Source organism: Parafrankia sp. EUN1f, assembly GCF_000177675.1.
In the GTDB taxonomy this organism is placed as follows: Bacteria; Actinomycetota; Actinomycetes; order Frankiales; family Frankiaceae; genus Parafrankia.
In genome coordinates, this window is sequence record NZ_ADGX01000016.1 from 1 (window position 1) to 13,575 (window position 13,575).

The 13,575-nt window shown below is 72.9% G+C and carries 12 protein-coding genes; 7 read left to right on the forward strand and 5 right to left on the reverse strand.

The annotated features are described in order from the left end of the window. Both FREUN1FDRAFT_RS39535 and FREUN1FDRAFT_RS06750 read left to right on the forward strand, forming a co-directional pair. Positions 1-1,109, forward strand: a 1,109-nt coding sequence (locus tag FREUN1FDRAFT_RS39535; RefSeq protein WP_006539231.1) for a hypothetical protein, incomplete at its 5' end; no start/stop codon positions are given. A gap of 209 nt (positions 1,110-1,318) precedes the next feature. Further along, on the forward strand, positions 1,319-2,086 hold the full coding sequence (locus FREUN1FDRAFT_RS06750; RefSeq protein ID WP_006539232.1) for a hypothetical protein: 768 nt from the start codon (positions 1,319-1,321) through the stop codon (positions 2,084-2,086). Positions 2,087-2,484: 398 nt separating this feature from the next. Here FREUN1FDRAFT_RS06750 and FREUN1FDRAFT_RS06755 read toward each other — a convergent pair whose 3' ends face one another. Together FREUN1FDRAFT_RS06755 and FREUN1FDRAFT_RS06760 are read right to left on the reverse strand one after the other, a co-directional pair. Then, the gene (locus FREUN1FDRAFT_RS06755; protein ID WP_006539233.1) at positions 2,485-3,126 is read right to left on the reverse strand and encodes a response regulator transcription factor; all 642 of its coding nucleotides are present in this window, start codon (positions 3,124-3,126) and stop codon (positions 2,485-2,487) included. Between the two features lie 208 nt (positions 3,127-3,334). Then, positions 3,335-4,705: an aminotransferase class V-fold PLP-dependent enzyme gene (locus FREUN1FDRAFT_RS06760; RefSeq protein ID WP_006539234.1), complete on the reverse strand. Its 1,371-nt coding sequence runs from the start codon at positions 4,703-4,705 to the stop codon at positions 3,335-3,337. 234 nt (positions 4,706-4,939) lie between these two features. Between FREUN1FDRAFT_RS06760 and FREUN1FDRAFT_RS06765 the strand changes: the two genes are divergently transcribed. Further along, positions 4,940-6,052, forward strand: coding sequence for a 2-dehydropantoate 2-reductase (locus tag FREUN1FDRAFT_RS06765; protein WP_006539235.1), 1,113 nt, complete (start codon positions 4,940-4,942; stop codon positions 6,050-6,052). On the opposite strand, the gene FREUN1FDRAFT_RS06770 is transcribed toward FREUN1FDRAFT_RS06765, so the two are convergent. Both FREUN1FDRAFT_RS06770 and FREUN1FDRAFT_RS06775 read right to left on the reverse strand, forming a co-directional pair. Continuing rightward, positions 5,978-7,261: an L-2-hydroxyglutarate oxidase gene (locus FREUN1FDRAFT_RS06770; protein ID WP_006539236.1), complete on the reverse strand. Its 1,284-nt coding sequence runs from the start codon at positions 7,259-7,261 to the stop codon at positions 5,978-5,980. The two genes, FREUN1FDRAFT_RS06765 and FREUN1FDRAFT_RS06770, sit on opposite strands and share 75 nt — an antisense overlap. A 199-nt stretch (positions 7,262-7,460) precedes the next feature. After that, positions 7,461-9,350 carry a glycoside hydrolase family 15 protein gene (locus tag FREUN1FDRAFT_RS06775; protein WP_006539237.1) on the reverse strand — a complete coding sequence of 630 codons (1,890 nt, stop codon included), beginning with the start codon at positions 9,348-9,350 and terminating at the stop codon, positions 7,461-7,463. Positions 9,351-9,562: 212 nt separating this feature from the next. Between FREUN1FDRAFT_RS06775 and FREUN1FDRAFT_RS06780 the strand changes: the two genes are divergently transcribed. Next, positions 9,563-9,964, forward strand: coding sequence for a hypothetical protein (locus FREUN1FDRAFT_RS06780; protein WP_006539238.1), 402 nt, complete (start codon positions 9,563-9,565; stop codon positions 9,962-9,964). Here FREUN1FDRAFT_RS06780 and FREUN1FDRAFT_RS06785 read toward each other — a convergent pair. Next, a complete protein-coding gene (locus FREUN1FDRAFT_RS06785; RefSeq protein WP_050795765.1) occupies positions 9,958-10,488 on the reverse strand; it encodes a PGPGW domain-containing protein in 531 nt (176 codons plus the stop codon). The two genes, FREUN1FDRAFT_RS06780 and FREUN1FDRAFT_RS06785, sit on opposite strands and share 7 nt — an antisense overlap. A 438-nt stretch (positions 10,489-10,926) precedes the next feature. Between FREUN1FDRAFT_RS06785 and FREUN1FDRAFT_RS06790 the strand changes: the two genes are divergently transcribed. From FREUN1FDRAFT_RS06790 to fabI, 3 genes are all read left to right on the forward strand, one after another. Then, the gene (locus tag FREUN1FDRAFT_RS06790; protein ID WP_006539240.1) at positions 10,927-11,409 is read left to right on the forward strand and encodes a cation:proton antiporter regulatory subunit; all 483 of its coding nucleotides are present in this window, start codon (positions 10,927-10,929) and stop codon (positions 11,407-11,409) included. A gap of 23 nt (positions 11,410-11,432) precedes the next feature. Beyond that, positions 11,433-12,647: a cation:proton antiporter gene (locus FREUN1FDRAFT_RS06795; RefSeq protein ID WP_006539241.1), complete on the forward strand. Its 1,215-nt coding sequence runs from the start codon at positions 11,433-11,435 to the stop codon at positions 12,645-12,647. A gap of 68 nt (positions 12,648-12,715) precedes the next feature. Then, positions 12,716-13,489 (forward strand): enoyl-ACP reductase FabI, encoded by a 774-nt coding sequence (gene fabI / locus FREUN1FDRAFT_RS06800; protein WP_006539242.1) that lies wholly within the window; start codon positions 12,716-12,718, stop codon positions 13,487-13,489. Positions 13,490-13,575: the final 86 nt, after the last annotated feature.

A 13,575-nucleotide genomic window follows, 5' to 3' on the forward strand; every position in this document is an offset into this window, starting at 1 on the left:
CGTGGTTCGAGCGCACCGGTACGGGCACGCCCGGCGCGGCAGCGGGTGCGGGCGCGGGCGCGGCACATAATCGGCCGCCAGCGGCGTCGGGTGGCGGCAGGCCGGCGCCCGCGGCGGAGCCCGGGTCGGCACCGCTGCCCGGGGCCAGTGCGGTCGACCCTCCGACGATGCGGGTGGACCTGCGTCGCGTCAGCGCCCGCCGCCCGGATGCCACGCCCGCCGCTGTCGAGCCGGGTGCGGTCCCGGTACCCGAACAGCCCGGCATCGGCGCCAGCAGGGGCGGCGCCGGCAACGGCGGCGGGAGCGGCGCTGGCGAGACGGGTGCGGACGCGCCGCCCACGACCGGCGTTCCACGTGCCGTCGTCAGCCGGGACGCTGTTGCCCATTCGTGGCATCACACCGAGGCGACCGCGGCCGATCCCGTCCCGTCGCGGCCCGTCGAGCAGCCGCGGCCCGTAGAGCAACTGCGGACCGTGGAGCGGCCGCGGCCGGTGGAGCGGCCGGCGGTTCGGACGCGACCCGATCCGACCACGAAGACCGCCGACGCCTTCGACGATCCATCCGAGTCCGCCGAGGTAGAGCCGCGTTCCGACCAGACCCGTCCGGGGCCGGCCCACGCCAGGACCTCGCCACCACCGTCCCGGCGGCGAGAAGGGGGCCTGCTGCTTCTCGCCGGTGGCGCGTCCGCCGTGGCGGCGTTTCTGCCGTGGAGCACCCTGACGGGCGGCGACGAGACGCGAACCTTCGACGGTGTGACGGCCGGTGACGGCCGGCTTTCCCTCGTCGCGGGGCTTGTGCTCATCGCTGTCGGTGTCAGCTGGCTGCGCGGCGCTGCGCGTCAGGGGACGGGACGTCCGGGGGCGGGATGGCTGGGCGACGGGAGTTCGGCCGGAACCGCGATGGCCCGGTTGGCGGCCCTGCTGATCGTCGCTGTGTCCGGTTTTGACCTGGCGTTCGGCCCGCCGCCGTTGGCGTCCTTCCGGGGGATATCGGCTGATGTGTTTGAGCTCCGCCCGGAACTGGGCGTGGGTGTCACGCTGGTTGCCGGTCTTGTCGCACTGTTCGCGTCGACCCGCCGCGGTCGAGGCGGGCGCGCGAAGCGTCGCTGACCCACTCGTCCATCGCGCCGGCGTCTGGTCGCGTTACGTGGTACCACCATCGCGGGCGGTGGAGCCGCCCGGCCGGTCGCGGCCGGGGGCCGCGGCCGATCCACGGTCGCGCCCGGGTGCTCACTGCGCTGCGGGGTGATTCGGGGTCGGAACCGGTTGAGATAGCCGCCTGGCGGGCACGCCGGTTCCGCGTCGATGGGGGAGGAACGGTGGGTGAGCAGCAGCAGGCGAGTCCCTGGGCCCGCCCGGCCGGGGCACAGCGGGCGGTTCCGATGGAGGCGGCTCAGGTGGGGGAGGCGCCGGAGAGCGACGGTCGCCTGGCCGCCTGGCGAGCCGCGGCGGCCGCCACGGCCGATCCCCGGTGGGCGAAACAACCGGGTGAGCCTGAGCTCTCGCTCCCTGAGTGGGAGTGGCAGCCGGCGGGCGATGACCGCCGTCCCGGCGCAGCGCACGTTTCCGAAGGAGAGCGCGGAGCACCGGTCGGGGACGAGATCGATCCGGCGCCGGTCCGGTCCGCTCACCGGGCGAGACACACCTTCGCGGCGCTGTGCCCGCCGCTGGTCGTTGTCGCCGGTGGAGCGGCGGTCATCGGCTCGACGATGACCTGGGCGACGGTGCACGCGTTCGGCCTGATGGAGTTCGCCGTCCGGGGGACGGATCCGGACCAGCATGGCCACCTCACGATTCTGCTGGGCATCCTCGCGATGGCGGCGGGCCTGCTGCTGGCCGGGCGGCGGGTCGACTGGGGGCGGATGCTGGCCGCGGTCGCGGGTCTGATGCTGGCGGTCACCGCCGTCGTCGACGTGGCCCGGCTGCGCGCGGGCGGGGTGCTCGTCGGCTCGGGGATCGACGCCACCGTCGATCTGGGCCCGGGTCTGTTCGTGGTCGGTGCCAGCGGGGTGGTGCTGGTCCTCGCGGGGGTGTTGGTGCGTTACACGGCGCTGGTACGCAGGGCCGACGCGCCGACCGACAACTGACCGGCCGCGTGCGCGCAGGGGAACCCGGGGCCGCGCACCCAGGGTTGCCCCCACCCGCATGACCCCCGAACAGGGGTCCGGTGGGGGCCGGATTTGGGTCATGACGGCGTGGGGCTGATCGGGAAGACTTCATATCAAGGCACACGGGTGACGGGGGAATCGGAGTTTCGGGCCTGGGGGGGATTCGGGCTCTGATCACACTCGTGGGCCTCGGGCGCGCACTCTGTCGGGCAGAGGGGGGCGCGAGGCATGCGCCGGACGCGGGGATCCGGCGTGCGCCAGGTGGTGGGCACCGGCTGCCCGAGCCGGTGCCCAGCACACATCCACCTGCACGTGGACACGTCTGCACGTTGACAACGCAGAGCCAACGAGGTCGGCTGAGGCTGGGGGCTGGCTGGTCAGGTTCCGTCGAGGTGACCGTCCTCGACCGCGAGGCGGTAGAGATCGACCTTCGTGTCGGCGTGGCGGCCGGCCCGGCGATACTTCATCCGTACCCGGTCGATGTACTGCTTCGCGGTCTCCGGGGAGACGTCCATCTTGCGGGCGACGGTCTTGAGCGGCATCCCGGTGGCGTAGAGCCGGAGGGCCTCCAGTTCCTGCGGTGAGAGCTGCGGCCGATCGGGTGCCTTGTCGGTGAGCAGCATGAAGGCCAGCTGGGGCGAGACCCAGCCATTGCCCTCGCTGGCCGCGCGGATCGCCGTTCCTAGTTCCTCGACGTCATCGGTCTTCGTCACGAAGCCGCACGCGCCGGCGCGCATCGCGGCGCGGACGCCGTCCGGATCGGCCAGCGCGCTGAAGACGATCACCGCGGTGCCGGCCTGGATGAGGCGCCGGATGTTGTCAGGTGCCTGCGACCCGTCGCCCAGATCGAGGTCGAGCAGGACGACGGCGGCGTCGCGGCCGGGGCCCGCCAGCAGCGCGCGGATCGACGTCGCCGTTGCCACGAGCTCCAGGCCCTCGACGCCCGCGAGGACGTCGGCGAGGCCGCGCAGCACGATGGGGTGATCGTCGACCGCCGCGACGGGGACGATCGTGCTCACCGCGCCGCCGCTTCCTGCTTCGCCGCTCTGTGGATCACGATCCCTCCATGGTTCTACCCGATCGCGGCATTAGGCATGACGTGTCCGCACCCCCCCACAGAGGTCCGCCACCGGACACCATGTCCGTAGGGGAGTCATTTCAGCAGATCTCCGCTGGATGCCGCCAGCAGGTTCCTGGGCGCCATCGCTGCCGAGACGGTTTGAAATGCTACGGGGAGATTTGTCGCACGGAGGTTGTCTCCAGGGTGGCTTCCCGGTCGCTGTCCGGGCGGCCCCACCGGTCGAGCGCCTCGGCGAGCTGATCGATCTCGGCGGGAATGGTGTCGACATGGGCGCTGATCCGCAGCACGGGCCCGGTCAGCTCCGGCGCCCGGCCGACCGGGATCGGGCCGGTCAGTATCCGTGCCCGGCGGTACAGAGCCTGCGAGGTGGCGAGTGGGTCCGCGTTCGGCGGCGGCCGCAGCGTGACGATCCCGCAGGGGGAGTCGGCCTCCTCCCCGAGCCGCCAGCCGGCGACCCCGTCCAGTGCCCGGCGTGCGTGCCGGGCGAGCGCGGCGATCCGGGTGCGCATCGCCGAAAGGTCCTCGGTGAACAGCTCCGAGAGCGCGGTGGCCAGCCCGACCCGGCTCGCCACCGAGGCCTCCCCCACCGAGAGCCTGGCCATGCCCGCCAACGGACGCCCGGCTGCCTCGGGGCGCCCGCCGGGATCCCACAGGTCCACCGGGTGCGCGGAGTACAGGCTGGGGGCTCCGACGCCCAGCCGTTCGACGACCTCGGGTCGCACCGCGACGAAGCCCGCGCCACGCGGGCCGCACAGCCATTTGCGCGAGGTGCCCGTCCAGGCTGACGCCGCGATCCCGGTGACATCGACCTGGCCGAGTGACTGCGCGACATCGAGAACCAGATCGACTCCGGCCGCCGCGCAGCGGGCCGCCACCTCCGCCGCCGGCTGGACCACCCCACGCTGGCTGGGAACCTGCGGGAACGTCACCAGGGCAAGATCCTCGAGGCCGGCACGCCAGCGACCGGCGGCACCGCCGCCCGGCGGGTGCAGCCCCGCGCGGTCGAGCCGGCCGAGGTCGATCCGCCCCAGCTCGTCGACCGGCAGCTCGAGCAGCTCCAGCCCGTCCCGGGCTGCCCGGGACGCGAGCAGCAGCAGGTTGGCGCCGTAGTCACCGGGCACGACGCCGATCCGTGATCCGGGCGGCAGCGGCCACGCGGCGAGCAGTGCCCCGAAACCCGTCGTGGCCGAATACTGGAAGGCCACATCGTCGGCCGTGAGCCCGGGCCCCAGCAGCGCGGCGAGGCGGGCACGTGCCCCCGCCAGGGCCTCGGCGGCCTCCATCTCGGCGACATACGCGCCGGCCAGGACCTCCCGGCGCAGATGGTCCACCTGGGCGGTGATCGTGGCGATGCTCGGCCGGCTGGCCGCCGCCGCATCCAGGTGGACGACGCCATCCTGCGCCCGGGCGGCACGCCATCGCCGGCCGAGCTCTGCCTGCGGCACCAGCGGCGTCGCGCTGTCCGGCCGGCCGGTCGGGGCAGCCGCGACGTCCGGTTCGGGTGGCGTCTGATCCACCCCGTCAGTCTCGCAGCCGTCCGCGTGGCCGCAAAGCCATTACGTCGGCGCTGTCCGTGGCGGCCGGTGGGTTCGCCACCCAGGTCGCCCGCGGGCGACGGCGCGGGCGAATCGGAGCCCGGAGCTCCGTTATTCTGCGCGGATGTCTGTCTGTGTCCGGCCCGGATCGCCGTACCGCCTCGGGGCGGAGACCACCACGCCGCCGGCGGGGCTCCTCGGGCGGGGGCGGGCGGTATGACAGCGACGGCGCCAGGGCGGGACGCCGCCGTGTTCCAGGGGCGGGTGGTGCCGGGCGACCGGCCGGGAAACGGGCCGGAGCGCCCGCAGGAGGAGCGTCTGAAGGCGAAGCGGCCGCGGCCGGCGCGGGTGGCGGTCGTGGGGGCCGGTGCGGTCGGCACCTACCTCGCCGCACGCGCCAGCGAGGCCGGCGCCCAGGTGGTGCTCTGTGCCCGCCGCGGTGGCTTCGAGCGGATTCAGGTCGTCAGCGCGCCGGGCGGCCCGGCCGCCGAGCGGCCGATGAGGGTGATCACGGATCCCGCCGAGCTGGGCCAAACGGTCGACTGGGTGGTGGTGGCGACCAAGGCGCACCAGACCCCCGCCGCCCTGGGCTGGCTGCACGCGGCCCTGGAGCTTCGTCGCGACGTCGGCGTGGTCGTCGCGCAGAACGGTGTGCGCCAGGCCGATCAGGTCAGCCCGCCGGTGCCCCACGACTGCGTGTTGCCCGCCGTGGTCTACATCAACGCGGAGCTGGCCGGGCCGGGCGTCGTGCGGCATCTGGCGTACGGCGTGCTCCAGGTGCCCGACTGCGCGCTCGGTGAGCGGTTCGCCCGGGTCCTGCCGGTGGGCGACGTCCGCCTCGTCGACGATGTCGTCACCGCCGCCTGGTCGAAGCTGCTCAGCAACAGCGCGGCCAACTCCCTGACCGCCCTGACCAGCCGTGGCCTGGAGGTGATGCGGCGTCCCGACGTCGGCGCGCTCGCGCTGGCGGTGATGCGGGAGACCGCCGCGGTGGGCCGCGCGGACGGCGCACGGCTGCCCGCGGACGCCCCCGAACGCACCCTGGACCGGATCTGCAACCAGCCGGCGGGCGCGGGGACCTCGATGCTGCGTGACCGGCTGGCGGGGCGCCCGCTGGAGCATGAGGCGCTGATCGGCGCCGTCGTCCGCATCGGTGAGGAGGTCGGGGTGGCGACCCCGACCTGCTCCACGTTGCTGCCCCTGCTCGCCGCCATCAACGTGGCCGCCAGCCCCGACGTCAGGCGGGGAGAGGCGTCAGGAGGCGCGCTCGGGGACGGCGTCGGCGACGATGTGCTCGGCGATGGCCAGCGACGCGGTGGCGCCCGGTGACGGCGCGTTGCGCACGTGGACGACGCGCCCGCGCACCGCGAGCACGAAGTCGTCGACGAGGCTGCCGTCCCGCGCGACCGCCTGGGCACGGACGCCGGCGGGCCCGCGCACCACGTCGGCGGACCGCAGCTCGGGCACGTACCGCCGTGCTTCGGCGACGAACGCCCGCTTGCTCGCGGTGCGCAGCATCTCCTTGGCGCCGGTGCGCCAGTGCGTCCGCGCCATCTTCTGGAAGCCCGGCCACGCCAGGGTCTGGCGCAGGTCGCCCCGGTCGAAGGTGCCCAGGGTGTAGCCCTCCCGGGCGGTGGCGAGGACGGCGTTCGGGCCGACCAGGATCTCCCCGTCCACCCGCTTGGTCAGGTGGATGCCCAGGAACGGGTAGCGCGGATCGGGCACCGGGTAGATCAGGCCACGCACCAGGCCACGACGCTCGGGCCGCAGCAGCCAGTAGTCACCCCGGAAGGGAATGATCCGCGGCGAGCTGTCCTCGCCGGTGAGCGCGGCGACCTCGTCCGAGTGCAGGCCCGCGCACGAGATCAGCAGGTCGAACGGCCCGACCGACTCGGAGACCGTCTCAACCAGGCCGTTGTCGGTGGTGGCCGTGTGCCGGGTGCCGTTCGGCCTGATCGACGCCTTGCCCCGGACCCGCACCCGCAGCCGCACACCGGCCGCGCCGTCGTCGACGCCGATCACCTCCGCGCCGGTGCGGACCGTGCCACCGGCGTCGAGGATGTCCGCGCGCAGGGCCCGCGCGACGGCCGGGTAGTCGACGATCGCGGTGGTGGGGGAGTGCAGCGCGGCGACGCCCCGGGCATGCGGCTCGATCGCGCGCAGCTCGGCCGCGTCCAGCATGCGGGTGTCGGGCACACCGTTCGCCTCCGCGCGCCCGGCGATGTCCGCGAGCCGGTCGAGCTCGCTGTCATCGACAGCGACCACGACCTTGCCGCACTCGTCGTAGCGGATGCCGCGGGACTCGCAGTACTCGCGAAGCATCCCCACCCCGCGCCGGCACAGCGTCGCCTTGAGCGAGCCCGGCTTGTAGTACAGGCCGGCGTGCACGACGCCGCTGTTGCGCCCGGTCTGGTGCTGGGCGACGTCGTGCTCCTTCTCGAACACGGTGACCGTCGATCCGGGCACGACCTGCCCGAGCCGGCGGGCAACTGCCAGGCCCAGGATCCCGCCGCCGATGACCGCGATCCGCTCCGCCACCCGTGCCGCCTCCACTCGTCCCACTCACTGCCACTGCCGCTGCCATGCCACCGCCCGGTGCCCCGGTGCCGGGCCCGACCTCGGTCCAGTATCGCGGTGCACCCTGCGTGACCGTCCCCGGCTGCCGCCTCCGTGAGGCTTTTTCGTCTCACGGCCCACCGCAGACACGCCGGGGGTCCGAGCCGACGGCGGAGAAGGCTCAGCCGAAGAAGTGGCCCGGCGGGTGCGCGCGGTCGGCGCGGGAACGGGGCCGCCCGCGCAGCGCCTCGGTGAGCGTCCGCGCGGTGTTGACCAGCGGGACGTGGCTGAACGCCTGGGGGAAGTTGCCGGTCATGCGCCCCAGCTTCGGGTCGTACTCCTCGGCGAGCAGCCCGACGTCGTTGCGCAGCGACAGCAGGCGCTCGAACAGCTCCTGGGCCTCGTGCACCCGGCCGGACAGGGCGTAGTTGTCGGCGAGCCAGAAGGTGCAGGCGAGGAAGGCCCCCTCGCCGGCGGGCAGGCCGTCCACGGCACCGTCCTCGGCGGTCGGGTAGCGCATCACGAACCCGTCCTCCATCAGCTCACGCTCGATCGCCGCGACGGTGCCGACGACCCGCGGGTCGGTCGCCGGCAGGAAGCCGACCAGCGACATGTAGAGCAGCGCGGCGTCGAGCTCCTGCGAGCCGTAGTACTGGGTGAAGGTGTTGCGGTCGCTGTCGAAGCCGCGTGCGCACACCTCGTGGTGGATCTCGTCGCGCAGCGCGGACCAGCGGTCGACCGGCCCGGGCAGCCCGGACTCGATGATCCCCCGCACCGCGCGGTCGGCGGCGACCCAGGCCATGATCTTCGAGTGGACGAAGTGCCGGCGGGGCCCCCGCACCTCCCAGATGCCCTCGTCGGTCTTGCGCCAACCGGTCTCCAGGAAGTCCATGAGCTTGGTCTGCAGCTGCCAGGAGTCGTCCCGGCCGTTCTCCTCGGGTGAGTGGATCCCGGAGAGGAACAGGTCCCGGGCGGAGCCCGGCCGGCGGTTGGCGACCGCCATCCGGGCCACGTGCAGGGCGTCCAGGACCTCCCCGTAGACGTCCAGCTGGAACTGGTCGACGGCGGCGTTGCCCACCCGCACGGGGGAGGAGTTCTCGTAGCCCGGCAGCCACGGGACCTCGTACTCGGGCAGCCGGCGCTCGCCCGCGACCCCGTACATGATCTGCACCCGCGACGGATCGCCGGCCACCGCCCGCAGCAGCCACTCCCGCCAGGCGGTCGCCTCGCTGGTGAAACCGGCGTCGAGCAGCGCGAGCAGGGTGATCGTGGCGTCGCGCAGCCAGCAGTAGCGGTAGTCCCAGTTGCGGACGCCGCCGATGTGCTCGGGCAGCGAGGTGGTGACCGCGGCGACGATCCCCCCGGTGGGCGCGTAGGTGAGCGCCTTGAGCGTGATCAGCGACCGGCGCACGGCCGGCTGCCACTGGCCGTCGTAGGTGCAGCCTGCCATCCAGTCCGACCACCAGGCCTCGGTCTGGCTGATCATTCGCCGGATGTCCTGCGGCGCGGGCGCCGGTTCGTGCGAGGGCCGCCAGGTCAGCGAGAACGGGACGGACTGCCCCGCCGACACGCTGAACTCGGCGTAGGTGGCCATGTCGTGCCCCTCCATCGGGGCGGTGGTCCACAGCGTCACCGAATCGGGCCCGGCGATGGCGGCGACGGAGTGCTCGTCGAGCCGGCGCACCCAGGGCACGATCGAGCCGTAGTCGAACCGGAAACGCGTCTCCGAACGCATCCGGACGGTGCCCTCCAGGCACTCCACCAGGCGCAGGACGACGTGCGCGCCCGCCCGGGGGAACATCGCGTCGACGATGCGGACCGTGCCCGACGCCGTGGTCATGTCGGTTTCCAGCACCAGCGTGTCGCCCCGGTAGCGACGGCTGATCCCCAGCACCGGCTCGGCCGGCGCGATCCGCCAGTGGCCGGACTCGTTGTCACCGAGCAGCGCCGCGAAGCAGGCCGGTGAGTCGAACCGAGGCAGGCACAGCCAGTCGATCGAGCCGTCGCGCGAGACCAGCGCCGCCGAATGTGTGTCTCCTATCAGCGCGTAATCCTCGATCAGGGATGGCACGGCTTGTTCTCCTAGCTCGGGTCGGTACCTCGGTTGTCTGACGGTCGTGACCGGGTTACGCCAGGTGGGGGGAACTGGCTGCCAGTGCTACGCCGCACAAGGTCGTTCACCTTACGGACCCCGCGCACGGTTTACGTTGGGGGTACCGGTGTCCGCCACCGAGAGACTTCACCGGACCAGAATTCGTGCCCCGTGGTGACAGGAACCGCCTGATGACGACGACCTCCCGTCCGACCTGGATTCGCCAGACGCTGGACTATCTGGCGGACCCGCGCCGCCGAACGGCGGTGGTGCTGGGCGCGCTGGCAACCGCCGGCCTGGTGGCCTTCGGTGTCTACGCCGTCGTGGCCGGCCCGCCGCCGCAGGTGGAGGCGGTCGTCGTCTTCGACCCGGAGGCGACCACCGCGGAGAAGGAGGCCGTGCGGGCCGCCTGCCCGACGGTGGGCAAGGCGATCCAGGAGCCACCGGACAGGAACGGTCTCGCGACCAGCCGGGTCTATCCGCTGCGCTATGACATCTCACAGGCCTCCTCGGTGGACCGCGCGGCGATCTACCGCTGTGTGCAGGCGCAGCCGAAGGTGACGGGTATGAGCGAGTTCACGCAGGGTCAGTAGCCGGCCCGCCCGCCGGCCCGCCCGCCGGCCGGCTCGTGGCCGTGCCTGGTCTCGTGCTCGGCCTGCTCTCGTTCCCGCTCGCGCTGGTCGAGCAGCTCGGCGGGGGTCGGCAGCCCGGCCTCCCGGGCCTGCCTGGCCTGCCAGAGGCTCACGATCATGGTCGCCAGCACCACCAGGCCGGAGAAGATCAGGCTGCCGCCCGACCAGGGTGACGAGGCGGGCAGCGTGTCGACGGCGATCCAGGCGACCCCCGCGGCGACCATGCCGAGCCCGAACACGATGGTGAAGGCGCTGGACAGCGCGTTGGCGGCGGCCTGGTCCGCCAGGTCGGCCGCCTTCTGGCGCGCCTGCTCGAACCGGTGCCGGGCCCATTCGTACTCGAGGCTGAGGATGAAGAAGCCGAGGGCGATGATGAGGAAGCCGGGGCCGGGCAGCGCGAGCATCGCCACACCGAGCCCGAGAACCGCCAGACCGACCACCGTCAGGACGATCCGCCGGATCAGCCGGCCGCTTCGATTGAGCACGATGGCGTCCCCTTCGGCCCGGGTGACGGGCCTGTGTCTCACGCCCGCGTGCGCGGGCTCCCCGGATCAACGGCTCGTCCCGGGTGCGGCGTTCCCGCATCCTGGCTGGTTGCCGGGTTGTCCTCAGTGAAGTGTGCGCGATGGCGCCCCCTGGCGGGGAGTGGATTCGGTCGCGCGGCTTGTCGGTCGCGCGACTGCGGCGCTGCGTCCGGTGGGTCCGCCAACCCGGTTCGCCGGACCCACCGGGCTAATCTGACGGCGGGTGGAACTCACGGCCATGGTGTCTGCGTCACTCATGCAGAGGTGCCCGTGATGTCACCGGTGTCGTGGATGCCTTGAAGGTCGTGGACGCCCGCGCGACGGTGGAGCGGGGGCCGGACATCGCCCCGGGCATCGGGTGCACCCGGAGCCCAACGTCAGTGCTGACGGAGGAAATGAGTGGACGTCGAGGAGACCCCGCTGCCGGGAATCGGGCTGCGGCACGACTTCAGTACCCGATCGGGGCGCCGGCTCGGTGTCGTGACTCGCCATGACGGGCGTCGTGACCTGGTCATCTACGATGCCGAGGACCCGGACGCATCCCGCGAATCGATCACGCTCACCGCGGAGGAGGGAGACGTTCTCTCCGAGCTGCTCGGCGCCCCGCACATCGTGGAGAAGCTCGCGGACATCTCGCGGGCGTTCGCCGGGCTCGTCGGTGACCAGATCCAGATCCTCGCCGGCTCGCCGTACGCCAACCGCCTCCTGGGCGACACGCAGGCACGAACCCGAACCGGTGCGTCCATCGTCGCCGTCGTCCGGGACCACCAGGTGCTCGCCTCCCCGCGCCCGGACTTCCGGTTCAGCGTGGGGGACGTGGTGGTCGTCGTCGGCACCCCGGAGAACACCACGGCCGTCGGCCGACTGCTACGCGAGGGCTGACCGAAGGGAGCAACCGCAGACCCGTGCACGACACCGCGACGACCTTCCTGGAGCTGGGCGCCGTCCTGTTCGTGCTCGGAGTGCTGGGTCACCTCGCGTCCCGCTTCAGCATCTCGCCGATCCCGCTCTACCTCGTCGCCGGCCTGGCGTTCGGGCACGGCGGCCTGCTGCCGCTGGGCGCGAGCGAGGAGTTCATCGAGATCGGCGCCGAGCTCGGCGTCATCCTGCTGCTGCTCACCCTCGGGCTGGAGTACACCGCCGAGGAACTGCTGTACGGCCTGCGCAGACAGGCCTCCGCCGGGGTGCTGGACCTGACGGTCAACGCCGTGCCCGGTGTGGTCGCGGCATTCGTGCTCGGCTGGGGGCCGCTGGCCGCGGTGGTCATGGGCGGGGTGACCGCGATCTCGTCGTCCGGGATCATCGCCAAGGTGCTGGGAGACCTCGGCCGCATCGGTAACCGGGAGACGCCGGTGGTGCTCTCGGTGCTGGTGCTGGAGGACCTGGCCATGGCCGCGTACCTGCCGGTGCTCACCGCGCTGCTGGCCCATCACACGCTCGCCCGCGGCTCGCTGACCGTCGCGGTGGCGCTCGGCGCCCTCGTCGCCGTCCTCTACATCGCGCTGCGGCACAGCGAGAAGGTGACCCTGCTGGTCTACAGCGCGCGGTCCGACCGCAACGACGAGGTGCTGCTGCTGCGGTCGCTGGGCCTGACCATGTTCGTGGCTGGGGTCGCCCAGCGGATGCAGGTCTCGGCCGCGGTCGGGGCGTTCCTGGTGGGTATCGCGCTGTCCGGGCCGGTCGCCGAGGGCGCCCGGGAGGTGCTGACACCGCTGCGTGACCTGTTCGCCGCGGTCTTCTTCGTCTTCTTCGGCCTGCAGACCGACCCGGCGCACATCCCGTCGGCGCTGCCCGCCGCCTCGCTGCTCGCCGTGTCCGGCGTGATCACCAAGGTCGCCACCGGCTGGTGGGCGGCCCGCCGCGCCGGCATCGCGTCGATGGGCCGGTACCGGGCCGGTGCGGCGCTCGTCGCCCGGGGTGAGTTCTCGATCGTCATCGCCGGTCTCGCCGTCGTCGCCGGGGTGAACGCGAAGCTCGGCCCGCTGGCGGCCTGTTATGTGCTGTTGATGGCGGTCCTCGGCCCGCTCGCCGCCCGGTTCGTGGAGCCGACGGTTCGGACCTTCCGCCGCTGGTCACAGAGGCGGCAGCCGTCGGGACCCACCGTCACCGGCGACGTCTGAGGAAATCGGCGGCGCAACTTCGCCCCGGTGGCGGGAACCGCCCGCGATGTTTGGCAGGATGACGTTCCATGAGCGGACTTCTCGAAGGCAAGCGCGTTCTCGTCACCGGTGTCCTGACCGAGGCGTCGATCGCGTTCAGTGTCGCCCGCATCGCCCAGGAACAGGGCGCCTCGGTGGTGCTCACCGGTTTCGGCCGCGGCCTGTCGCTCACCCGCCGCATCGCGCGCCGCCTGCCCGTCGAGGCTCCCGTCATCGAGCTCGACGTGACGGACGAGGAGCACCTGGCCGGGCTCTCCGCGAAGGTCCTCGAACACGTCGACGGGCTCGACGGCGTGCTGCACGCGATCGGGTTCGCGCCGGAGTCCGTCCTGGGCGGGAAGCCGTTCGTCGAGGCGGCCTGGTCCGAGGTCGGAACCGCCCTGCAGGTGTCCACCTGGTCGATCGCGTCACTGACCCGGGCGACCCTGCCGCTGTTCGGTGAGCGGGCCAGCATCGTCGGCCTGGACTTCGACGCCACCGTCGCCTGGCCGTCGTACGACTGGATGGGCGTCGCCAAGGCCGGCCTCGCCTCCGCCACCCGCTATCTCGCGCGTGACCTCGGGCCGCGCGGGGTCCGGGTCAACCTGGTCTCGGCCGGCCCGCTGCGCACCATGGCGGCGAAGAGCATCCCCGGCTTCGGCCAGTTCGAGGAGGTCTGGGGCACCCGCGCGCCGCTCGGCTGGGACATCCAGGACACGACGCCGGCCGCGCAGGCCTGCGTCGCGCTCCTGTCGGACTGGTTCCCCGCGACCACCGGTGAGATCGTGCACGTCGACGGTGGCTTCCACGCCGTGGGGGTGTGACCGGGCCGTCCACCCGTGCGTGCGCCGTGCCGCGGCCGGCACGGGTGGACGGGCCGAGTGGATCAGGTGGGCTGAGTAGGTCGGGC